Genomic DNA, 21453 nt, shown 5'->3' with positions numbered 1-21453 from the left:
CTTCATGCAACGACGACAACTGATCGCCCGCGCCGCCCTGGCGGCCTGCGCCCTGCTGGCCACCGCCGGCGCCGCGCACGCCCAGGCCCCTGAATGGAAGAAGATCCGCATCGGCGTCGAAGGTGCCTACCCTCCGTTCTCCGAAGTCGGCGCCGACGGCAAGCTCAAGGGCTTCGAGATCGACCTGGCCCTGGCGCTGTGCGCCGAGATCAAGGCCGAGTGCACGCTGGTGCAGCAGGACTTCGACGGCCTGATCCCCGCGCTGCAGTCGCGCAAGGTGGACGCGATCATCGCGTCGGTGTCGATCACCGACGAGCGCAAGAAGGTCATCGCCTTCTCCAACCCGTACTACAACACGCCGGCCCGCTTCACCGCCAAGGCCGACGCGAAGTTCGACTTCTCGCCCGCCGGCCTGAAGGGCAAGAAGATCGGCGTGCAGCGCGCGACCATCCATGAGAAGTTCGCCGCCGACACCTTCAAGCAGAGCGAGATCGTCCGCTACGCGACGCAGGACCAGGCCTTCCTGGACCTGAAGTCGGGCCGCGTGGACCTGACGCTGGCCGACCTCGTCGCCGCCGACATGGGTTTCCTGAAGACGCCGGCCGGCAAGGGCTACACGTTCGTGGGCCCGAGCTACGACGACGTGAAGTACTTCGGCACCGGCAGCGGCGTGGGCCTGCGCAAGGCGGACGAGAAGACGCTGGGCAAGAAGTTCAACGACGCCATCGCGGCGGTGAAGGCCAACGGCACCTTCAAGAAGCTCAACGACAAGTACTTCGAGTACGACATCTCGGGCAAGACGGCCAAGTGATCCGCGGCCGGAAGGCGCCTGGACGGCGTCCTCCGGCGCGTCGGGGCCCGGCAGGACCGGGCCCCTTTCTTTCAGAACGAACAAGGTCCGTCGAATGTTCCTGCACGGTTATCTGCCCAGCCTGCTCGAGGGCGCCGTATTGACCCTGGGCGTGGCCCTCAGCTCGATGGCGCTGGCCATGGTGCTGGGGCTGATCGGCGCGATGGCCAAGCTGTCGACATTCCGCGTCGCCAAGGGCCTCGCGACGCTCTACACGACGCTGATCCGCGGCGTGCCCGACCTGGTGCTGATGCTGCTGATCTTCTTCGGCGGACAGGTCGCGGTGAACGCGATCGCCGCGTCCCTCGGACACGACGAGTACATCGACGTCAACCCCTTCATCGCCGGCGTGCTGACGATCGCCTTCATCTTCGGCGCCTACCTGACCGAAGCCTTCCGCGGCGCCTTCCTGGCAGTGCCGCCGGGACAGCGCGAAGCGGGCCTGGCCTTCGGCATGAGCCCCGCGCAGGTCGCGTGGCGCATCACCTTTCCGCAGATGTTCCGGCATGCGCTGCCAGGCCTGTCCAACAACTGGCTGGTGCTGATCAAGAGCACTGCCATCGTCTCCGTCATCGGGCTGCACGACCTGATGATGCGCGGCTCGCAGGCCGCCGCCGGCACGCGCGAGCCCTTCGTCTTCTACCTGGCCGTGGCGCTGATCTACCTGCTCTTCACGTCCGTGTCCGAACTGGTCTTCGACCAGCTGCAGAAGCGCCTGTCCATCGGCGTGCGTCGCCATTCGCTGTAAACACGAGTTCCCATGAATCTGGACGCCATCGTCGACAACCTGCCGCGCTATGTCGATGGCGCGCTCATCACCTTCGAACTGCTGATCGCCTCGCTGCTCATCGGCCTGGCCCTGGCCATCCCGCTCGCCGTGCTGCGCACGCTGCCGAACCAGTGGCTGTCCCGCACGGTCTGGGCCTACACCTACGTGTTCCGCGGCACGCCGATGCTGGTGCAGCTCTTCCTCATCTACTACGGGCTGGGCCAGTTCGAATGGATGCAGCAGAGCGCGCTGTGGCCGCTGTTCAGCTCGGCCTGGTTCTGCGCCTGCCTGACCTTCGTGCTGAATACCGCCGCCTACACGACGGAGATCATCGCCGGCTCGATCCGCTCGCTGCCGCAGGGCGAGGTCGAGGCCGCGAAGTCGCTGGGCATGACCCGTTGGGTCATGCTGCGCCGCATCGTGCTGCCGCACGCGCTGCGCCGCGCGCTGCCGGCCTACAGCAACGAGGTCATTTTCATGCTGCACGGCACGGCCCTGGCCAGCGTCGTGACCATCATGGACATCACCGGCATCGCCCGCGACATCAACGCCACCTACTACATTCCGTTCGAGGCCTTCATCACCGCCGCGATCTTCTACTTCGCGATGACGCTGGTGCTGGTCGGCCTCTTCCATCAGGCGGAGAAGCGCTGGCTCAAGCCGCTGATGCCTCGCTGATGCGTCGCTGATGCCCCGCTGAATCTCCCTTGCCGCCGCGCCCCTGCCGCGCGCCGAACCGGACACTCCCATGCAACTCCGACAACACCCGCTCCCGAGCCCCACGCCCGGCACGCAGCGCGAGCTCGTCTCGCTGCACTACGGCCAGCCCGGCCAGGGCCAGAAGGTCTACATCCAGGCCTCGCTGCACGCCGACGAACTGCCGGGCATGCTCACCGCCTGGCACCTGCGCCGTCACTTCGACGCGCTGGAGGCCGCCGGCCGCCTGCGCGGCGAGGTGATCCTCGTGCCCATGGCCAATCCGATCGGCCTCTCGCAATGGTGGCTGCAATCGCACCTGGGCCGCTTCGAGGGTCTGTCGGGCGAAAACTTCAACCGCCACTATCCCGAGCACATCGAGGCCGCCGCGCGCCACGCCGAACCGCGTCTGAGCGACGATCCTGCACGCAACGTCGCGGTGCTGCGCGCCGCGTTGAGGACGGAGGTGCAGGCCTCCCCCGCGGACACCGAGCTCAAGGCGCTGCGCAAGACGCTGATGCTGATGGCCTGCGACGCGGACGTGGTGCTGGACCTGCACTGCGACGCGCAGGCCGTGATGCACCTCTACACCGAGACGCCGTGCTGGCCGCAATGCGAGCCGCTGGCGGCCTACCTCGGCGCCGGCGTGACGCTGCTGGCCACGGATTCGGGCGACAACCCGTTCGACGAGGCCTGCTCGCAGGTCTGGTGGAAATGGGCGAAGCACTTCGGCGACCGCTTCCCGATCCCGCAGGCCTGCCTGTCGGTGACGGTCGAGTTGCGCGGCCAGCAGGACGTGCACCACGACCTCGCGGCCAAGGACGCGCAGGCGATCGTGGACTTCCTGATCCACCGCGGGGTGATCGCCTCGGACGGCGCGACGCCGCCGGTGCCCGCGCCGGTCGGCGACGCGCGCCCGCTGGCGGGATCCATCCCGGTGCCCTCCCCGGTCGGCGGCGTGCTGACCTTCCTGCGCGAGGTCGGCGAGACGGTCCGCGAAGGCGACGTGATCGCCCAGGTGATCGATCCGATCTCGGGGTCGGTGACCGACCTGAAGAGCCCCACCGACGGGCTGCTGTTTGCACGCGACACGCTGCGCCTGGTCACGGCCGGCGCGCGGGTCGCGAAAGTCGCGGGGCGCGAGGCGACCCGCACCGGAAAACTCCTGGGAGCCCGTTGATGTCCGCGGCCAGTCTTGTTGTCGACAACCTCCACAAACGCTACGGCGACCGCGAAGTGCTCAAGGGCGTGTCCCTGGCCGCGAAGCCGGGCGACGTCATCACGCTGATCGGATCCAGCGGCTCGGGCAAGAGCACCTTCCTGCGCTGCCTGAACCTGCTGGAGCAGCCCTTCGAAGGCACGCTGAAGCTGGGCACCGAAGAACTCAAGCTCGTGCGCGACCGCGACGGCAGCCTGAAGTCCGCCGACGCGGCGCAGCTGCAGCGCTGGCGCGCGCGGCTGGCGATGGTGTTCCAGAACTTCAACCTCTGGGGCCACCGCACGGTGCTGGAGAACGTCATCGAGGCGCCCATCCATGTGCTGAAGCAGCCGCGCGCGCAGGCCATCGAGAAGGCCGAGGCGCTGTTGGCGCGCGTGGGCGTGTCGCACCGCAAGGACGTCTATCCGGCGCAGTTGTCGGGCGGCGAGGCGCAGCGCGTGGCGATCGCGCGCGCGCTGGCGGTGGAGCCGGAGGTGATGCTCTTCGACGAGCCGACCTCGGCCCTGGATCCGGAGCTGGTCGGCGAGGTGCTGAAGGTGATGCGCGACCTGGCGGCGGAGGGCCGGACGATGATCGTCGTCACGCACGAGATGGGCTTCGCGCGCGAGGTGTCGTCGCACACGATGTTCCTGCATCAAGGCCGCGTCGAGGAACAGGGCGACCCACGCGAGGTGCTGGCCAAGCCGCAGAGCGAGCGGCTCAAGGCTTTCCTGAGCGGCGGTCTGAAGTAGCCCTCGCGCGCGCCATCGCCAGAAAGCCCGGGCATGCCCGGGCTTTCTCGCATCTCGACGAGCTCATTGAAGCTCGGGCGGAAGGAAGATGGCGTGAACGCCGCGATCGCGGACCAGATGCAGCAGGCGCAACGCCGGACCCTGCGGACGGCCCAGGCCCTGCTCCCACCGTCGCAGTTGTCGCGACGTCGTGTTGATCAGATCCGCAAACACGGCCAGTTCCAACTTGTCCCGCTCGCGGATGGCGCGCACTTCCTCCGGCTCCAGCGGCATCGGCGCGGGCATGCAGACGATCTCGCAGGACCGACGACGCTCATCGCTGATCAGTCCGTGAGCGTGCCACAAGCGGCCTTCCGCAAGTACGCGCTCAACGATGGCGGACTTCCTTTTCCTCATCACACATCACCTCCTTCAGGTGGCCATGGCCGACCACCGCGGCCAACTCCTTCTGCGACAGGCCTGTGAGCCAGGCGCCCTCCTCTCGCAACGCTCGGAGTGCTTTCGGCTCGACGTTGTCCAGTCGGTTCTTCGCATAGCCATCCACGAAGAACCACCGTCCCGCGGGATGCCTGGCGACGATCACGCGATAGCCCTCGCGTTTCCCAGCACCGGATCGTCCGATCCGCTTCTTGAAAAGTCCACTACCGAGATTTGCATCGATCAAGCCACTTTCCATTTCAGACACGGCGCGACAGAGGTCGCTGTCTTTCCAGCGCCTGCTTGCGCATCCAGCGTTGAAAGCCTTCGACCAGATAGACAGCACTCGTCACGCGGACCTCCTCGCATCATTGCGACAGGCGTCAGTGCCAAGTCTTGCCGTCTGGAATCTCGTCCTGAAGTCGGCCCTCTGATGGGGGGAACGCCCCGCGGACGCGAAAAAGAAAAGCCGCGCAGAGGCGCGGCTGTCGTGGGATCGAGGGGCCGATGGATCAGCCGTAGACCGACTTCTCCGGCCGCCGTGCCAGCACCGCGATCGGGGGCGCCCAGCGCTCGCCGCGCGGCTTCTTGCTCGTGACCAGCGTGATCTCCGACGGCTCGAAGACCTCGACGTTGTGCGTGATCGGCGTCGTCAGCAGGTACTGCGCCCGCGTGCTCTTCAGGAAGTGGCCGACCAGCTGGATGTTGCGCACGTCCAGATGCGCGAAAGGCTCGTCGATGAAGACGAAGCCGCCCGGCGCGTCGTCGTCCTTCATCAGCCCGACCAGCAGGATCAGGCTCTTGAGCACCTGCTGCCCGCCCGAGGCCTCGCCGTCGTTCATGCCGACTTCGCCCTTGCCGTCGAAGTTGAACTTCACGTGCAGGCCCGCCTGTGCCAGCACCGTGTCGTCGTTGTCCAGGTGCGGCAGCTCGGCCTGCGCATGCACGCCGGCCAGTTCGCCCAGTTCCTGCACGTTCTTCTTGTAGCGCCGCACCGTCGCGCGCAGCACGTCGATGTAGCGCTCGCGCGCGTTGAACGCGGCGATGCGCGCCATCTCGTTGCTCGCGCGGCGGTCGTCCAGCTGCGTGGTCTGCTCCAGCACCGCCATCTGCATGCGCGCGTGGCGCTCTTGCACGCCGACGTCGGTTTCCCACACGCCGGTGTCCAGCTCCTGCTGCACGTGGCGCGACGCGATCTCCGCCTGCTTGGCGTTCTCGAATTCATCGCGCAGCGCATTCAATCGCATCGGGTGCAGCCAGATCGCGGGGAACTTCGCCTTGGCCTCGCGCGAGAGCTTCGCCGTCGCGATCAGGTCGTCGCGCCGGGACGCCCAGTCGCGCTCGGCGCGCGACACGTTGTCCTCGCTGGCCTTCAGGCTGGCCTGCGCGGCTTCGTAGTCGCGCTCGGTGCGCGTCGCCGCGGCCACCGTGCGGTCGTGCTCCTGGTCGAGCGCGCCCATGCGCGTCGCCGCCTCGATCCGCGACTGGCGCAGGCCGGGCAGGCGCGCCCGCGCCTCGGCGAATTCCTCGGCACGCTCGACGAGCTCCTGCGCCGCCTTGTGGCCTTGCGCGGCGCGCTGCGCATCCTTGAGCTGGCGCTCGATCTCGAGCTGCTCCTTGGCGAGCTTGGACAGCTCCAGGTCGTAACGCGTCAGCTCCTTGTCCAGCGAGGCCCGGCGCGTGTCCAGCGCGGAGTCGCCGAACTGGTACTCGCGCGGCTCGACCCACAGGCTGCGACCGCCGCGGCCGTCGCGGTAGTACGCCTCCGGCGTGATCCATTCGCCGCCGGTCTGCGCGCCCTTGTCGGTGTCGGCGACGCAGCGGATCGACGCCAGCTGCCGCAGCAGCCAGCCGGGCGCTTTCGCGTTGAATTTGAGCACGGACAACAGGCTGTCCTTCGGGCTCACCGTCGGCGCGAACTCCCCGTCGGCGACGACGTAGTGCCGGTAGCGCTCGCGCGACGCGAGGCGGTAGGCCTGGCCCTCGTCGCTCGCATGCGCGAGCACCACCACCCAGCGCGACGGCCGCAGGAAACCTTCGGCGGCCGCGCGCCACTGGTCGTCGGCGATGTCGATCGCATCGGCCAGCACGTGGTGCGCGATGCCGGCCTCGTCCAGCGCCTTGCGGAAGCGCGTGACCTCGACCGGCGGCGGCGGCAGCCGCTGTCCGGTCAGCTCGTCCATCGCCGCCTGCGCCTTGCGCTGCTGGTCGTTCTGGCGCGTGAAGCTCTCGCGCAGCTGATGCTGGCGCGTGCCGAGTTCCTCCAGCTTCGCCGTCAGCGCCGCGCCGTCGGTCTCGACGGCGGCCAGCGCCTTCAGGTCTTCCTCGCGCTTGGCGAGCTGCTCCATCGGACGCTCACCGTCGCGGGCGGCCTCGAAGGCCTGACGCGCTTCCTTGCGTTGCGTCTCCAGGTCGGACAGCTTGTCCTTGGCCGCTTCCTGCGCCTTGAACAGCGCCAGCAGATGCGCGCGCTTGTCGCTGATGCCGCGCTCGTCGGAACGGGCGAAGAGGCGCTGGCGATGCAGTTCGCGCAGCTGCTGCGCGGTGCGCTGGCGCTGCTCGCTCCACTGCAGCACGGGCACGACCTCGGTGGCGAGCCGCTCGCGCTCCTTCAGCCGCAGCTGGTACTGCTGGTAGCTGTTGACGCGGTTGGCCAGGTCCGACAACTGCGCCTGCGCATGTGACAGCTCATGCGTCGACTGCTCGACTTCCTTGAGCAGCTGCTGCTGGTGGTTGCGGGCGAGCTCGTAGCGGTCCAGTACTTCCTGGTCACCGAAGACCTCGAACACCAGACGCAGCAGCTCCTTGGACGACAGCTCGCAGAGGCGGTCGGTCTGACCCTGCTCCAGCGCAAGCACGCGACCGATCGCGCGCGTCAGTCCGGCGGCCTCCAGGCGCTTCTTCCAGGCCTCGATGCCCAGCCAGTCCTTGTCGGTCTTGGTGTCGAGCTCCTCGATCTCCTGCACGCCGTCGACCAGCGTGTAGCGGCGCACCCAGTCGCCGCCCTGGCGCGAGATGCGGCAGGCCAGCGTCACCTGGTCCGAATACAGCAGCGAGCTCGCGAACGGCCGGCTGCTGTTCTGGCGGTTGCGCGGGCGGTTGTCCACCAGCGCGCGCAGCCAGGCGTGCTCGGCGTTGGCGTGACGGGCGTAGGTCTTGTAGGTCCGGCCGCCGGAGCACTCCAGGCCCAGCAGCGTGCGCATCGCGTCGAGCAGCGTCGTCTTGCCCGAGCCGTTGGGCCCGGCGATGGTGATGATGTTGCCGTCCAGCGGCATCGAGACGCGGCGGCAGTAGTCCCAGTGCAGCAGTTCCAGGGATTGCAGATGAAACATCAGGCGTCGCTCAGATCGGATTCTTCGTTGTGGCGGGCGGCCAGGATGGCGGTGAGCATCGGACCGGCTTCGCCGTCGGTGCTGCGCGCGAGCACGTCGGCCAGCGCGCCGTCCAGGATGCGCGGGGCCAGCGTGTCGTAGTCGAGCAGCAGGTCCAGCAGCGGGCCTTCGCAGATGTCCTCGCCCTTGCGGGTGATGAAGCCCTGGCGCTCGAGCAGCTTGAGGTTGGAGTCCAGCCGCATCTTCTTGCCCAGCTGGTTGCCGAAGTCCGCCAGCAGGCTGCGGTAGGACAGCGTCGGCGCGCTGCTGGCGGCGCTGGGCAGCGGCTTGTCCTTGGAGAACATCTCGCCCTGCCCCTCGGCGGCTTCCTCGGCGCGCGCGAGCTGGCGCTGGCGCTTGGGCAGCACGATCAGCGACCACACGACCACCAGCAGCGCGACGCCGTCGCGCGGCAGGTCGAGGTTGTTGTTGGCGGCCAGGCCGGTCTCGCCGAACACGGCGACCTCGGCCGGACGCAGCATCGCCAGCGTGATGTGGTCGGCGTAGACGTTGTCCACGACGCGCAGGCCGACGGCGGCCACGCGCTCGTTGACGGCGCGCCAGAGCTCCTGGTCGATCAGGGCGCGGCGCACCAGCGGCTGGTTGCGCGGCAGCCAGCGGCGCGCCAGCAGTTGAGCCGCCAGTTGGGCGGCGTCGTCGAGTTGAGTGCTCATGCCTGGGGAGTCTCGGAAGAAGGGTCGGCTTTGCGGCGGCCGCGCCTGGGCGCGGGCGGCTCGGGCGGGCGCCACTTGGGTTCGGGGTCGGGCTCGACGGGCGGCTCGACCTCGGTCGAGTGCAGGACACCCTGGCTCATCCAGCGGACGAATTCATCGTCGATCTCGCCCTGCTGCGCGGACCAGCGCACGCGCCACGGTTGACGCGCCATGTCGCCGGTCGCGCCGGCCAGATGCTGCGCCTGCACGTCGCCGAGCAGCGGCAGCAGCTGCGCGCGGTAGGCGGCGCGCGCATAGCTGCCGCCCAGCACCGCCGGACGCAGGTCGTTGGTCTGCACCTTGTCGCCGGTCCACAGGCCCAGCAGGGCCTGCAGCTGGTTCATCTCGGGCGGCAGGCTCATCACGGCCAGTTCGCCTTCCGGCGCGGCCAGGCCGCTGGGCAGCGGCTCGGGCGTCGGCGGCACGGGCCGGTCGCGTTCGAACTCGGCCTCACAGCCGTCCAGCAGTTCGTGCTGGGCGACGAAGACCGGATGCACCGGCCGCGACAGCGCGCCCAGCGCCAGGTTCTCCAGGAACGGCACCTCCTGCAGCCAGCGCCGCACGTCGGTAGTCGTGATGCCGGTGGAGCCCAGCGTGACGCGCTGGCGGTCGGCCTGCTGCAGCGCGCGGTTGAACTGGCTCGCCATCGCGAGCAGCCGCGCCTGCGCCAGGCCGAGCTCGCGCGCGAGCCGCTCCAGGCGCGCGTTCCCGTCGTCCTCCGCCTGGCGGATGATCGCGGACAGCGCCTCGCTGGCGCGTTCGACCAACTTGAGCGCACGCTCGAAACGCATGCGCGCGCGGCGCAGGTGGAATTCGGAGCCGGACGCGATCGCGTCGGCAAATTCGTTGTAGAGCCGCGAGAGCTGCGCCAACAGATGCTGCAGCTGCGCCGGCTCCAGCGTGCCGAGCTGCTGCGCGCCGGCCACGTTGGCGAGCAGGCCGGCCAGGTCGCCGTCCTCATCCGCGACCTGCCCTTGCGTCAGCGGCGAGACCATGGCCATCAGCTGCTGCGCCAGCGGCGTGACGCCGTACTGCTGGTTGGACGCATCCCAGGCCAGCAGCTGCGCGTCGCGCAGACGCTTGAGCACGAGTTCCAGCGCCTCGTCGCGCAGCACGTGGAAGTGGCGGTTCAGATCGTCGCGCGAGAGCCGCGACTGCGGCAGGCTCATCAGCTCGATGAACACCCACACGCGCAGCCGCACCAGCGTGGCCGGGCCGTGGAACAGCGCGCGCTGCGCGCCCAGCAGGGCCTCGTTGCGTTCCAGCTGCCACCACAGGAGCGAGTCCTGCGGGAGCTGACCTTCGCGGAAATGGTCTTCGAAAGAGGGTTCGGGGAGATCGTCGCGCAGCACGTCGTCCACGCCTCCCGGGGTCACTGTCATGCGCCGGATTATCGCCCCTCGGAGCGACCGCTCCGGCCCGCCGTCACACGGGTGTCAGGGACCTGCGCATCAGGGTTGCCCCGGAGCCGAAGCTGGCGAGTTTCTCGGTCATCGCGGCACTCAGCGGCGCCTCGGCGTCGGAGAATCCATGACGCTCCCAGTACGCCCGCGAGCCTTGCACGGCCACCAGCGCGACCTGCGTCAAGCCCATGTCCTGGGCGCGATGCACCACCTGCTGCACCAGCTTGTGGCCCAGGCGCTTCGCGCGGCCGGCCGGCGAGACCGCGAGGTCGTGCAGGTACAGCGTGCGGGGCGCGCGCGCCGGCGCGATCGCCGGCGCATCCAGCGCCGGCAGTTGCCCGTCGTCGACCGGCAGGCTGACGACATAGGCCAGCGGCTCGCCGGCCTCGACGGCCAGGTAGGAACAGTGGAGATGGCGCGCCGCCTCCAGCTTGGCCACGAAGGCCTCGGCGCTTTCCAGGAACTCGGGCCCGTAGCACTGGGCCTGCAACGCGAGCACGTGCGGGACGTCCTCGGTGCCGATCACTTTCAACTGCAGCATCAGACGGATGAGCCGGCCGATCGCGCGTTCCAGTGGTCGGAGACTCCCGAGAAGAACGGCGTCAGCAGCGGCGTAAAAAGACAGACGAAGGCCAGGATGTTGAGCGCGACGCTCAACCAGAACACCCGCCGGAAGGTCGGCTTGGCGCTCTTGTGCCGCAGCAAGTGCTGTGCCAGCAATGCGCCCGGCCAGCCGCACAGCAGCGCGAGCACATGCAGCGTCGATTCCTTGACGCGCCACTGGCCCAGTCGCGCCGCGCGCTTGTCGAGCGCATAGACGATGAAGGTCGCGAAGCTCATCGCGACGTAGACGCCCCACAAGCCGCGCGGCAAGGGCCACGCCAGGTGCGTCAACAGCACCAGCGAGGCAAAGCCTGGCACCAGCCACAACGAGGCACCGGTGTCGGAGGAGGTCTTGGGGGAGGAGGAGGACGTCGAAGCGCCGCGCGCGGACTTCGCAGAGGGCGCGGGCTTGGCACGCGCACCGTCGCGGGCCGTGCCGGCAGCACCGGACGGACCGCGTCGGGGCGCGGGGCCGGCGGGCGCCGGCTTGGGTTCGAGGCTGCGGACCTTCAGCGCGCGGGCCTTGCCCTGCGCATCGGTGCCGGCCTCGTAGTCGACGCGTTCGCCGACGAAAGGTCGGCGGACGCGCGGGCCGAAGGCGCTGATGTGCGCGAAGCGTTTCGGCCCGCCGTCTGACGGCGCGATGAAGCCGTAGCCCTTCGCGTCATCCCACTGGACGATCCGACCCTCGACGCGCATCCCTCAGCGCCCCTCAAGCACCGAGCCGGGGCTCAGAACTTGCGCGGACCCTTGCGCGGCACGAAACCGCCGCGCTCGCCACGGTCGTCGCCGCCCTGCGGACGCGGCCCCTTGTTGAACGCCGGCTTGGACGGACGGCCTTCGAAGCGGCTGTCGTCGCCCCGGTTGAAGGCGGGACGCTCGGCGCGCGGTGCGTAACGGTCGTTGTTCTCGGCCGAACGATCGAAACGCGGATCCGGACGACGCTGGTCGAAGCCGCCGCCGTTGCCGCCTTCACGCGGGCCGCCGAAATCACGCTGCGGACGATCGCCGTAGCTGCGCGGCGCACCGCCGAAGCCGCCTTGCGGACGGTCACCGAAACGCGGACGGTCGCCGAACGGACGGTCGCCTTGCGGGCGCTCGCTGCGATGCTCGAAGCGCTGGCCGCCCTGGCCGCCAGCGAAACCGCCCTGGCCGCCTTCACGACGCTCGCCGAACGGCGGACGGCCTTGACCTTCCGGACGCTCGAAACGGGCGTTGTTGTCGAAGCGGCTGTCGCCGCCGCGGTTGTAACCGCCTTGAGGACGGTTGCCGCCGAAGCCGCCACGGTTGCCGTAGCCGCCGCGATTGCCGCCGTAGCCGCCACGGTCACCCCCGCGATCGCCGCGGTCGAAGCCGGGACGCGACGGGTAGATCTTCGGCTCTTCGTTGCGCGGCTCCAGGCCTTCGATGCGCGACACGGGAATCGCCTGCGTCGTGAACTGCTGGATGCGCTTGATCATCGAGATGTCGCCGCGCTCGGCCAGCGTCACCGCCAGGCCGGAGCGGCCGGCGCGGCCGGTGCGGCCGATGCGGTGGACGTAGTCCTCTGCCTTCATCGGCAGGCCGAAGTTGATGACGTGCGAGATGGTCGGCACGTCGATGCCGCGGGCGGCCACGTCGGTGGCGACCAGCACGCGCAGGTCGCGACGGCGCAGCGCCATCAGCGTGCGGGTGCGCTTGCCCTGCGGCATGCCGCCGTGCAGCGCGGCGACGCGGTGGCCGATGGCCTCCAGCTGCTCGGCCAGCCACTCGGTGTCCTGCTGGGTACTCGTGAAGACGACCGCCTGGTCGACGTCCTTCAGGCCCAGGATGTGTTCCAGCAGCTTGCGCTTGTGCTGGCCGTTGTCGGCCCAGTGCAGGCGCTGCTCGATGTTCTCGTGCGACTCGGTGTGGCCCGAGACGTCGATGCGCTGCGGGTCCTTCATCAGCTGCGACGCCAGGCGGCCGGTGTTGCCGGCGAAGGTCGCGCTGTACATCAGCGTCTGGCGCTCGGCCGGGATCTGCTGGGCGACGAAGTTGATGTCGTCGATGAAGCCCATGTCCAGCATGCGGTCGGCTTCGTCGAGGACGAACATCGTCACGTTGTCGAGCTTGCAGCGGCCGCTGTTGATGTGGTCCAGCAGGCGGCCGGGCGTCGCGATCAGGACGTCCAGCGGGCCGCTCAGCGCGCGCAGCTGCTGCGCGTAGGGCATGCCGCCCAGCACGGTGGCGACGCGCAGGCCCTGGATGTGGCGGCCGTAGGTCATCGCGGACTTGGCGACCTGCATCGCCAGTTCACGGGTCGGGGCCAGCACCAGCACGCGCGGGCCGACCGTCCGGGTCTTGTTGTTGGTGGCGGTGCGTTCGGCGCGGGCGTTCAGCACCTGCTGCAGCGCGGGCAGGATGAACGAGGCCGTCTTGCCCGAACCGGTGCGCGACGAGACCATCAGGTCCTTGCCCTCGAGCGCCGGCGGGATCGCCTGCGCCTGCACTTCGGTGGTGTTCTCGTAGCCGGAATCCTTGACGGCGCGCAGCAGCGCGTCGTGCAGGCCCAGGGCCGAGAACGGCGTGCCGGTAGGCGGCGCGTCGGCGCCCAGTTCGCCGGGCTCGATCGCCAGGTCGAGTTCGCCGTCCGGCGTCTCGTTCAGGGTCTCGTTGATGTCCAGGATCTGGGCGTCGGCGTTCTTGTCGTGGTCGAAACTCATCTGTCTTTGCAATCCAAAGGTGCACAGCCGGGCCGACGCCGTCAAGACGGAGTCCGCGCCGGAGCGCCTGGTCGCCGCGCAAGATCGTTGTGATCGCGGCAGAACCGTGATGTCGCTGGGAGAAAGCTCGCGTCGATCACCAGGAAGGAAAGACACATGCACGGCGCGATTGCTGAGCAACCGCGGTGGTCGGCATGAAGGGCCTGGTGAGGCGCCGGGGAACAGTCAAAGCGACGGCATCGCCGCCGACCGAACCCGAGGGCATGCAGTGCGCGCTCCCCGTGGCGGGAAACAGCTGCGGCGGAGAGCCGGAGCCTGCGTGGGAGTCCATTCGGATGCCCGACGCAGCGGTCTGCAAGAGGTCAGAGGAGACGTACGAAGCACCGCCAGAAGCGGTGAAGACCACGACTATAACAGCATTCGGGGTTTTCACCTAGCACATCATTGCAGGCAACCCGCCCGATCCCGCGGGCGGGCCGGGGTCGGGAACACCGGGGCGGTCCGTCAAAGCGCGTCCAACAGCTTCGGCAGCACGACCATCAACGCGTCGAGTTGATCGCCGTCCAGCCAGGCCGGTGTGGCATCCAGCCAGTCGGGGAACACGAGATCGTCCCGCTGCGCGCGCAGCACGGCCGCGTCGAGGGAGTCCTCGATCAGCAGCAGCGCCGACGGGACGCCGCAGGCGTCGCCCCCGCAGGCCGCCTCGACGCGGCGGGCCAGCACGTCGGGCTGCCACGGCAGATCCGCATGGACGATCGCGACGCGATCCCCGGCGAGCGCGCCCTCGTCCAGGCTGCCGAGCGCGTCGTCGCTGGCCAGCAGCACGCCGGCCTCGGCACCGCGCCAGGCTGCCAGCGCCGCCTCGCGCAGCGCCGGCGTGTCGCCCGCGCGCAAGCGCTGCGGCGGCAGGCGGCGCAACTGCGGCGACATCGACAGGCTGTCCAGCAGCGTCTCCGACCGCGCGCAGATCAGCAACCGCGCGGCGGCCGGCACGGCCGAGGCCTGGATCCACTCGCGGCGCAGTCCGAGCACGGCTTCCGCCTTCGCGGCCAGCGCCTGGCGCGAAGCCGGCGGCAGCAGCGCGAGCGCCTCCAGCAGCTGTTGCTGTTCGGCGCTGGAGAGGAAGCGCAGCGCGTGCCAGCGTTCGACCAGTTGACGCAGCTGCTTCAGCGGCGCGGCCGGCAGGCTGGCGCCGGTCGAGCCCGCGCCGTCCAGCCACAACGGCGTCAGCAGCGCGGCGGGCATCCGCTCGTCCAGTTCGCGCTTGCGGCGCGACAACAGCACGGGTTCCAGCGCGTCGCGCCTGACCCGCTTGCCGGCGTCGTCCGGCAGCACTCTCAGATCGGACAGCGGCCCGCGACGCATGTCGTCGAGCCATTCGACCCACTCGCCCAGGCGCGCGTCGACCAGCGGCTCCTCGTGCGCGATCAGCAGCAACTGAGCGGCGGGCAACGCGCGTAGCGCGGCCAGACGATCGGCGCCCATCAATTCGATGCCGTCGACCACCAGCAGCGCGGGCTGCGGCTTGGGCGGGGGCGCGGCGGCCACCGTCACCGACTTCGCATCGTCGCCGAGCCAGCGCTTCAGGTCGCGCTGCCAGGCGGCGTGCGCGGCTTCCGGCGCGATGACCACGGCGGGCTTCACGCCGAAGAGCGTCGCCCACAGCTGGATCGCGGCGATGGCGGCGCCACGCTGGCCCAGCCCCAGGTCGTCGGAGATCAGCGCCCGGCCAGCGCAGACGGCGAAGATCGCGGCTTCCCACGCATGTGTCGGCAGCGCCTCGCGCAGCAGTGCGCGCATCGCGGCGCCATCGGCCATCAAGGTTTCGAGCCGCTGCACGCGCGCCTGCGCATCGCGGCCGCAGGCCAGTTGCGGCCATACGGGCGCATCGACGCGCAGCACCACGCCCAGCGCGCGGGCGTCGCTCAGCACCTGCTGCAGCCAGGCGTGGCCGCCCTCGGCGCGGCGGCGATGCTGGTCGTCCAGGCCCGACTGGTCGCGCAGGCGCTGCGGCACCTCGCGGCCGCAGACCCATTGCAGCTCGCGCTCGTCACCCGGCACCAGCCAGACCTCGGCTTCGCGCGCCGGCCAGCCGGCGTCCAGGGCCTCGTGCTGCGCCTCGTCGAACAGCGACAGCAGCTGCGCGCCGTGCTCGCAGGCGCCGTGTTCACGATAGCCGGCGCAGTCGCAGCGCCAGGTCTTGCGCCCCAGCAGACGCAGGCGGAAGGTGCCGCCGGTCTCGCCGTCGCGCAACTCGTAGTCGCCGAAGACACCGTCGTCTTCACGCGCGCCGAGCGTGAAACGCGGCGGCTCGGCCGGCACTTCTTCCACCACCGGTTCGGGCTTCGGCTTGCGGCGGCTCTTGCGGGCGGGCGCCGCCCCGGCGGCGTCCTCGTCGATGACGACGGCCTCCTCGTCCGACGCCACGGCGACCTCAGCAGTCTCCGTCGTCTCAGGCCGTTCGGTCACCGCGGCAGCCGCTTCGACGGCCGCAGCCTTGGGCGCCGCGCCTCGCTTGCGTGCCGGACGCTTCGGTGCCGGGGGGTCGACGTCGGCGGAAGCCGCAGCAGCCGTTTCAACAGAGGCCGCAGCCACGATCGGCTCGGGCTCGGGCTCGGGCTCGGGCTCGGGCTCGGGCACCGAAGCGGGCGCAGGCGCAGGCGCCGCATCGAGCGCCTTCGCGCGGGCCGTCCGCTTGCGCGCGGGCTTGGGAGCGTCGCTCGCCGGGGCGGGCACGGCCTCGGCGACCGGGTCGATCGCGGGCTCGATCACCGCGTCCACGGCGGCATCGGCCGCGGCCGGCGCGGCCGATTCATCGACCGGTCGGGTCTTGCGCGCCGCCGGGCGGCGCCGTTGGGAAGTCGTCGTCATGGGAGTCCTCGTGCCGCAGCCGCACTTCACGCCAGCCGCGGACACCGTTGAAGATGGCGAGCGCATGCGCCCGCCGCAGATCGTCCAGGGTCAGCCGTGCCTCGCGCAGCCGGCCCTGTTCCAGAAGCTCCTCGCGCAGCGTGCCGGGCAGCAGGCCGGCCTCGGCACGCGGCGTCAGCCACGGCCCGTCCGGCGCCCGTTGCAGCGCGAGGTTGGTCAGGCAGCCCTCGGTGAGCTCGCCGTCCCGGTTGAACAGCACAACGTCGACACAGTCGGCCGGCTGGGTGTCCAGGAAGGCCTGGTACACCTCGCGGCGCGTCGTCTTGTGCTGGATGAATTCCGCCGCCGGACCGCGCGTGTCGATCGGGGTCCGCGCCAGCGCCACCCTCAGCGGCGCGGACGGGTCCGTCGACGCCGGTGCGGACAAAGGCTGCGCCGTGTGCAGGAACGTGCCGTCACGGGCCAGCGTCAGCCGGACGCGCCAAGCGCCGCGCGGATGATGCCGCGCGATATCGAAGAGATTCGCCTTCGCCGCGTCCGCCGACCACGCCAGGCCGAAATGCCGCGCCGTGCGCTGCATCCGCGCGAGGTGCCGGCCGGCGCGGGCGAATTCGCCGTCCTCGAGCCGCATCGTCTCCAGCGCCTCGATGGGTGCCTGGGCGCGCGTCAGGAAACGCGCCTTCGCGCGCCACTCGTCGATCTCGTCGCCCGGGCGCGAGTCCAGGGTGATGCCGCTCCCGACCCCGCAACGCAGCGACCGCCCCCTCTGTTCGACGGTGCGGATCGGCACGTTGAAGGTCACCGCCCCGCCCGGCTGCAGCAGCCCGAGCGCACCGCAGTACCAGCCGCGCGGACCGGCTTCCAGCGCGTCGACGATCTCCATCGCACGTTTCTTCGGCGCGCCGGTGATGGAGCCGCAGGGGAACAGCGCGGCCATGACCTCGTCCAGCGCGAGACCGCCACGCGTGACCGCGCTGATCGTCGACGTCATCTGCCAGACCGTCGGCAGCGCATGCAGTTCGAAGAGCCGGGGCACGCGCACCGAGCCGGGCACCGCCACGCGCGACAGGTCGTTGCGCAGCAGGTCCACGATCATGAGGTTCTCGGCGCGCTCCTTGGCGCTGGTGCGCAGGTAGGCCTGTGCGGCCTCGTCGCCGACGCGGTCGCGACCTCGCGGCGCCGTGCCCTTCATCGGCTGCGCAGACAGCAGCCAGGTGTGGCTGGCCTGCGGCGGCTCGGGCAGCGGGCGCCAGTCGAAGAAGAGTTCCGGCGAGACGCTGGACACGGCTCCGCCGTCACCATCGTCGCCGACGCGCAGGAACATCGAGAACCCGCCCGGCTGCGACGCGTGCAGCGCGAAGAAATGGTCGACCTCGTCGAAGCCGTCGAGCGCCTCGGCGTTCAGACGCGTCGTGAGGTTGACCTGGTAGCAGTCGCCGTCGCGGATGTAAGCGCGGATGCGTTCGACCTGCGCCTGCTCGTCGGCCTCGCCCTGCGTGTCGGACCACGTCGTCATCGCATGCGCGCGCCTCGCCCCGCTCGCGGCGAGGTCCTCCGGCCAAGCTTCGGGCGCGTCATGCCAGACATGGAACTCCGCCAGCGGCGCCTCGCCCGCCGGGCGCGTGCGCAGCACGGGATCGAGCGCCCCGGCCGCCTCGTAGCGCAGCCCGCCCAGCACCCACGCGCCCGAGCGCGCCGCGGCATGGGCCAGACGCAGCACGGCGCGCAGGCGGTCCGGATCGCGCGCGATCAGGCGCTCCGCCGGCGGCGCGAAGAAGGCGCCACGCAGGCGTTCGCCGTCCTCGCGCGCCAGCGGATGGCGCGGGAAATCGAAAGCCGCCCACAGGTCCTGCGGGCGGCGCGGGGTGTCCATCGGTCGCGGTGTTCCAGCCGGGCTCAGTCCAGCTTCAGGAAATGCGCGCGGTAATGGAGCAGCTCGTCGATGGATTCGTGGATGTCGGCCATCGCGGTGTGCTTCTGGGCCTTCTTGAAGCCTTCCATCGCGGCGGGCTTCCAGCGGCGCGCGAGTTCCTTCAGCGTCGACACGTCCAGGTTGCGGTAGTGGAAAAAGTCTTCCAGCTTGGGCATGTAGTTGGCCAGGAAGCGGCGGTCCTGGCAGATCGAATTGCCGCACATCGGCGACTTGCCCGCGGGGATGTAGGCCTTCAGGAAATCGATGACCTGCTGCTCGGCGTCGGCTTCGCTGATGGTCGACGCCTTGACGCGGTCGATCAGGCCGCTCTTGCCGTGCGTGCCCTTGTTCCAGGCGTCCATGCCGTCCAGCATCGCGTCGGACTGGTGGACCGCGAAGACCGGGCCCTCGACGCGCACCGTCAACTGCGCGTCGGTGACGACGACGGCGATCTCGATGATGCGGTCCTTGTCCGGGTACAGGCCGGTCATCTCGAGGTCGATCCAGATCAGGTTCTGGTCGTTGAGGGGCAGCACGGGGTTGGCACCGGGGCCAGCAGCGGGCGCGGCGGAGACGGCGGTGGTGTCGGTGGTCATGGGGTCGTCCTTCAGGTTGGGCGCGATTGTCGCCGAGTCGCGCCCCTCTACACTTGCGTCCATGCAGATCTCTCCCGCGGCGCTCGCCGCCGCCCCGACGACCTCGGGCTTCAGCCAGTCCCCGCTCATGCTGACCGCGGCCTTCGTCGCCGCCGTGATGCTGTCCTTCCTGGTCAAGCTGTGGCTGTCCTCGCGACAGATGCGCCATGTGGCGCGACATCGCGGCGCGGTTCCCGCCGCGTTCGTCGGCACCGTGCCGCTGTCGGCGCATCAGAAGGCGGCGGACTACACCGTCGCCCGCGGCCGCTTCGGCACCCTGCACCTGGCCTGGGACACCGCGCTGCTGATCGGCTGGACGCTGCTGGGCGGGCTGGACCTGCTCAACCAGTGGGCCCTGTCATGGCGTCCGGTGCTCGGGGACATGGGCTACCAGCTCGGACTGTTGACCGCGTTCTCGGTGCTGTCCGGCGCGCTGGACCTGCCCTGGTCGATCTACAACATCTTCCGGCTCGAAGAACGCTTCGGTTTCAACCGGACGACGCTCAAGCTGTTCCTCGTCGACGGCGCCAAGGGCATGGCGGTCGGCGCGCTGCTGGGCCTGCCGATCGCGGCGCTGATCCTGTGGCTGATGGCAAAGGCCGGCGGCCTCTGGTGGCTGTGGGCCTGGGGCGCCTGGATGGGCTTCACCCTGCTGATGCTGGTGATCTATCCCACCGTCATCGCCCCGCTGTTCAACAAGTTCAAGCCGCTGGAGGACGCCGTGCTGCGCGAGCGCGTCCAGACGCTGATGCAGCGCTGCGGCTTCGCGGCCAAGGGCCTGTTCGTGATGGACGGCAGCCGGCGTTCGGCGCACGGCAATGCCTACTTCACCGGCCTGGGCGCGGCCAAGCGCGTGGTCTTCTTCGACACGCTGCTCGAACGGCTGGATCCGCCCGAAGTCGAAGCCGTGCTCGCGCACGAACTCGGCCACTTCAAGCGCCGCCATGTGCTGCAGCGCATGGTGCTGATGTTCGCGCTCAGCCTGGCAGGCTTCGCGCTGCTGGGCTGGCTCAGCGCGCAGACGGGCTTCTACCTCGCCCTGGGGGTGCGGCCCAGCCTGGACGCCCCCAACGACGCGCTGGCGCTGCTGCTGATCATGCTGGCGCTGCCGCCGCTCACCTTCTTCCTGACGCCGCTGACCTCGCTGTGGTCGCGCAAGCACGAGTTCGAGGCCGACGCCTACGCCTGCGCGCAGGCCAGCGGGGCCGACCTGTCCCGCGCGCTGCTCAAGCTGCATGAGGACAACGCCGGCACGCTGACGCCGGACCCGGTGTACGCGCGCTTCTACTACTCGCATCCGCCGGCCAGCGAGCGGCTGGCGGCGATCGCGGGGCACGCGGCATGAGCAAGGACGTCCAGACCGGGCTGGTGGTGCGCGGACACGGCCGTCACTACGTCATCGAGGACAACGACGGCCAGCGCATCCACTGCCTGACCCGCGGCAAGAAGAGCGATTGCGTCGTCGGCGACCGCGTGCGCTGGGTGCGCAGCAGCGATCACGAAGGCGTCATCGAGAAAGTGGAGCCGCGCCGCAACCTGCTGTTCCGCCAGGACGAGTGGAAGACCAAGAGCTTCGCCGCCAACCTGGACCGGCTGCTGATCCTGGTGGCGGTGGATCCGCAGTTCTCCGAATCCCAGCTCACGCGCGCGCTGATCGCGGCGCGCAGCGCCGACATCACCGCCGACATCGTGCTGAACAAGACCGACCTGCCCGGTGCGGACGCGGCGCGCGAGCGGCTCGCGCCGTACAAGGCGATGGGTCAGAACGTGCTGGAGCTGAGTTTCAAGGGGCGTCCCGACGAGGCGGGCGAGACGCTGCGGCCGATGCTGCACGGCCAGGCAACGCTGGTGCTGGGGCCCAGCGGCACGGGCAAGAGCACGCTGATCAACCTGCTGGTGCCCGATGCGAAGGCGCAGGTGGGCGAGATCTCGGTGGCGCTGAACTCGGGGCGCCACACGACGACCACGACGCAGTGGTACTGGATGGACACGGAGCGCCGGAATGCGCTGATCGACTCGCCGGGCTTCCAGGAATTCGGCCTGCGACAGATCGCCGCGCCGGACCTGGCGAGCTACATGCCCGATTTCCAGCCCTATCTGGGCGAGTGCCGCTTCCACAACTGCAGCCACCGGCATGAGCCGGGCTGCGCGGTCCTGGTCGCCGTCGAGGCGGGCAAGATCAGCCCCTCGCGCTACCGCATCTACGACGAACTCTGGGACGAACTCAGCGCACCGCCGAAGTATTGAGTTCAACGCTCCAGGCGCGGATCCACGTTGGGGACTTCGCGGACTTCGGCGTCGATCACCTCGCCTGGCGGCACACGATTGCCGTTCATGCCACCGGGCCGGAACGCCTGCGAGCGGAATTGCGCCGCGCGCTGGAAGGTGGCCGTGTGCAGCGTCGGCTTGCGGCCGCGGATCAGGCTCCACAGCAGCACGACGCCGAAGATCACCAGCCCGGCCGCGAGCACGACCAGGAACAGCACGATGGAAGCCGCCGCCAGCACGAGGCGGGCGGCGATCGAGAAGAGCGTGGAGAGAGCGTTCATCGTTTCTTCAGATCGGGGCGATCTCGCGGT

Annotated in this window: 19 protein-coding genes; 7 read left to right on the top strand and 12 right to left on the bottom strand. The window is 69.8% G+C overall.

Annotation, left to right across the window (positions count from 1 at the left end; all coding sequences use genetic code 11):
- Positions 1–4 precede the first annotated feature (4 nt).
- The 5 genes from PV762_RS03460 (at position 5) to PV762_RS03440 (ending at position 4265) form a co-directional block, all read left to right on the top strand.
- A complete protein-coding gene (locus tag PV762_RS03460; RefSeq protein ID WP_421033616.1) occupies positions 5–811 on the top strand; it encodes an ABC transporter substrate-binding protein in 807 nt (268 codons plus the stop codon).
- A gap of 94 nt (positions 812–905) precedes the next feature.
- The gene (locus tag PV762_RS03455) at positions 906–1598 is read left to right on the top strand and encodes an ABC transporter permease (RefSeq protein ID WP_421033615.1); all 693 of its coding nucleotides are present in this window, start codon (positions 906–908) and stop codon (positions 1596–1598) included.
- Positions 1599–1610: 12 nt separating this feature from the next.
- The gene (locus PV762_RS03450; RefSeq protein WP_421033614.1) at positions 1611–2297 is read left to right on the top strand and encodes an ABC transporter permease; all 687 of its coding nucleotides are present in this window, start codon (positions 1611–1613) and stop codon (positions 2295–2297) included.
- Positions 2298–2367: 70 nt separating this feature from the next.
- Positions 2368–3495, top strand: a complete 1128-nt coding sequence (locus PV762_RS03445) for a succinylglutamate desuccinylase (RefSeq protein WP_421033613.1) — start codon at positions 2368–2370, stop codon at positions 3493–3495.
- Complete coding sequence (locus tag PV762_RS03440) at positions 3495–4265, top strand: ABC transporter ATP-binding protein (RefSeq protein ID WP_421033612.1); 771 nt, start codon at positions 3495–3497, stop codon at positions 4263–4265. The genes PV762_RS03445 and PV762_RS03440 overlap by 1 nt, the downstream gene beginning before the upstream one ends.
- A 63-nt stretch (positions 4266–4328) precedes the next feature.
- Here the strand turns inward: PV762_RS03440 and PV762_RS03435 are convergent, their stop codons facing one another.
- From PV762_RS03435 to orn, 11 genes are all read right to left on the bottom strand, one after another.
- Positions 4329–4610 (bottom strand): helix-turn-helix domain-containing protein, encoded by a 282-nt coding sequence (locus PV762_RS03435; protein WP_421033611.1) that lies wholly within the window; start codon positions 4608–4610, stop codon positions 4329–4331.
- Positions 4611–4632: 22 nt separating this feature from the next.
- Positions 4633–5028 carry a type II toxin-antitoxin system RelE/ParE family toxin gene (locus tag PV762_RS03430; RefSeq protein ID WP_421033610.1) on the bottom strand — a complete coding sequence of 132 codons (396 nt, stop codon included), beginning with the start codon at positions 5026–5028 and terminating at the stop codon, positions 4633–4635.
- A gap of 166 nt (positions 5029–5194) precedes the next feature.
- On the bottom strand, positions 5195–8014 hold the full coding sequence (locus PV762_RS03425) for an ATP-binding protein (protein ID WP_421033609.1): 2820 nt from the start codon (positions 8012–8014) through the stop codon (positions 5195–5197).
- Positions 8014–8727, bottom strand: coding sequence for a hypothetical protein (locus PV762_RS03420; protein ID WP_421033608.1), 714 nt, complete (start codon positions 8725–8727; stop codon positions 8014–8016). Before PV762_RS03420 ends, PV762_RS03425 begins: the two co-directional genes overlap by 1 nt.
- Positions 8724–10148: a hypothetical protein gene (locus PV762_RS03415; protein ID WP_421033607.1), complete on the bottom strand. Its 1425-nt coding sequence runs from the start codon at positions 10146–10148 to the stop codon at positions 8724–8726. Before PV762_RS03415 ends, PV762_RS03420 begins: the two co-directional genes overlap by 4 nt.
- A gap of 43 nt (positions 10149–10191) precedes the next feature.
- Positions 10192–10710 carry a GNAT family N-acetyltransferase gene (locus tag PV762_RS03410; protein WP_421033606.1) on the bottom strand — a complete coding sequence of 173 codons (519 nt, stop codon included), beginning with the start codon at positions 10708–10710 and terminating at the stop codon, positions 10192–10194.
- Positions 10710–11471 (bottom strand): DUF1294 domain-containing protein, encoded by a 762-nt coding sequence (locus PV762_RS03405; RefSeq protein WP_421033605.1) that lies wholly within the window; start codon positions 11469–11471, stop codon positions 10710–10712. Before PV762_RS03405 ends, PV762_RS03410 begins: the two co-directional genes overlap by 1 nt.
- 32 nt (positions 11472–11503) lie before the next feature.
- Complete coding sequence (locus PV762_RS03400) at positions 11504–13456, bottom strand: DEAD/DEAH box helicase (protein WP_421033604.1); 1953 nt, start codon at positions 13454–13456, stop codon at positions 11504–11506.
- Between the two features lie 504 nt (positions 13457–13960).
- Positions 13961–16327 (bottom strand): hypothetical protein, encoded by a 2367-nt coding sequence (locus PV762_RS03395; RefSeq protein ID WP_421033603.1) that lies wholly within the window; start codon positions 16325–16327, stop codon positions 13961–13963.
- Positions 16269–18200: a chorismate-binding protein gene (locus PV762_RS03390; protein WP_421033602.1), complete on the bottom strand. Its 1932-nt coding sequence runs from the start codon at positions 18198–18200 to the stop codon at positions 16269–16271. Before PV762_RS03390 ends, PV762_RS03395 begins: the two co-directional genes overlap by 59 nt.
- Before the next feature lie 23 nt (positions 18201–18223).
- The gene (gene orn / locus PV762_RS03385; RefSeq protein WP_421033601.1) at positions 18224–18835 is read right to left on the bottom strand and encodes an oligoribonuclease; all 612 of its coding nucleotides are present in this window, start codon (positions 18833–18835) and stop codon (positions 18224–18226) included.
- Between the two features lie 127 nt (positions 18836–18962).
- Here orn and PV762_RS03380 point away from each other — a divergent pair, with 127 nt between their 5' ends.
- Positions 18963–20219, top strand: coding sequence for a M48 family metallopeptidase (locus tag PV762_RS03380; protein WP_421033720.1), 1257 nt, complete (start codon positions 18963–18965; stop codon positions 20217–20219).
- Positions 20216–21121 carry a ribosome small subunit-dependent GTPase A gene (gene rsgA, locus PV762_RS03375; RefSeq protein WP_421033600.1) on the top strand — a complete coding sequence of 302 codons (906 nt, stop codon included), beginning with the start codon at positions 20216–20218 and terminating at the stop codon, positions 21119–21121. Before PV762_RS03380 ends, rsgA begins: the two co-directional genes overlap by 4 nt.
- A 2-nt stretch (positions 21122–21123) precedes the next feature.
- On the opposite strand, the gene PV762_RS03370 is transcribed toward rsgA, so the two are convergent.
- A complete protein-coding gene (locus PV762_RS03370; protein ID WP_421033599.1) occupies positions 21124–21423 on the bottom strand; it encodes a hypothetical protein in 300 nt (99 codons plus the stop codon).
- Positions 21424–21453 lie beyond the last annotated feature (30 nt).

Source organism: Mitsuaria sp. CC2, from assembly GCF_048957715.1.
GTDB lineage: Bacteria > Pseudomonadota > Gammaproteobacteria > Burkholderiales > Burkholderiaceae_C > Roseateles.
This window is presented reverse-complemented; position numbering and strand designations above follow the sequence as displayed.

What these genes read in the sequence shown, in the direction of transcription:
- PV762_RS03460 (WP_421033616.1), top strand. Translation starts at nt 5, where the DNA reads ATGCAACGACGACAACTGATCGCCCGCGCCGCCCTGGCGGCCTGCGCC.
- PV762_RS03455 (WP_421033615.1), top strand. Translation starts at nt 906, where the DNA reads ATGTTCCTGCACGGTTATCTGCCCAGCCTGCTCGAGGGCGCCGTATTG.
- PV762_RS03450 (WP_421033614.1), top strand. Translation starts at nt 1,611, where the DNA reads ATGAATCTGGACGCCATCGTCGACAACCTGCCGCGCTATGTCGATGGC.
- PV762_RS03445 (WP_421033613.1), top strand. Translation starts at nt 2,368, where the DNA reads ATGCAACTCCGACAACACCCGCTCCCGAGCCCCACGCCCGGCACGCAG.
- PV762_RS03440 (WP_421033612.1), top strand. Translation starts at nt 3,495, where the DNA reads ATGTCCGCGGCCAGTCTTGTTGTCGACAACCTCCACAAACGCTACGGC.
- PV762_RS03425 (WP_421033609.1), bottom strand. Translation starts at nt 8,014, where the DNA reads ATGTTTCATCTGCAATCCCTGGAACTGCTGCACTGGGACTACTGCCGC.
- PV762_RS03420 (WP_421033608.1), bottom strand. Translation starts at nt 8,727, where the DNA reads ATGAGCACTCAACTCGACGACGCCGCCCAACTGGCGGCTCAACTGCTG.
- PV762_RS03415 (WP_421033607.1), bottom strand. Translation starts at nt 10,148, where the DNA reads ATGACAGTGACCCCGGGAGGCGTGGACGACGTGCTGCGCGACGATCTC.
- PV762_RS03410 (WP_421033606.1), bottom strand. Translation starts at nt 10,710, where the DNA reads ATGCTGCAGTTGAAAGTGATCGGCACCGAGGACGTCCCGCACGTGCTC.
- PV762_RS03405 (WP_421033605.1), bottom strand. Translation starts at nt 11,471, where the DNA reads ATGCGCGTCGAGGGTCGGATCGTCCAGTGGGATGACGCGAAGGGCTAC.
- PV762_RS03400 (WP_421033604.1), bottom strand. Translation starts at nt 13,456, where the DNA reads ATGAGTTTCGACCACGACAAGAACGCCGACGCCCAGATCCTGGACATC.
- PV762_RS03395 (WP_421033603.1), bottom strand. Translation starts at nt 16,327, where the DNA reads ATGACGACGACTTCCCAACGGCGCCGCCCGGCGGCGCGCAAGACCCGA.
- PV762_RS03390 (WP_421033602.1), bottom strand. Translation starts at nt 18,200, where the DNA reads ATGGACACCCCGCGCCGCCCGCAGGACCTGTGGGCGGCTTTCGATTTC.
- orn (WP_421033601.1), bottom strand. Translation starts at nt 18,835, where the DNA reads ATGACCACCGACACCACCGCCGTCTCCGCCGCGCCCGCTGCTGGCCCC.
- PV762_RS03380 (WP_421033720.1), top strand. Translation starts at nt 18,963, where the DNA reads ATGCTGACCGCGGCCTTCGTCGCCGCCGTGATGCTGTCCTTCCTGGTC.
- rsgA (WP_421033600.1), top strand. Translation starts at nt 20,216, where the DNA reads ATGAGCAAGGACGTCCAGACCGGGCTGGTGGTGCGCGGACACGGCCGT.
- PV762_RS03370 (WP_421033599.1), bottom strand. Translation starts at nt 21,423, where the DNA reads ATGAACGCTCTCTCCACGCTCTTCTCGATCGCCGCCCGCCTCGTGCTG.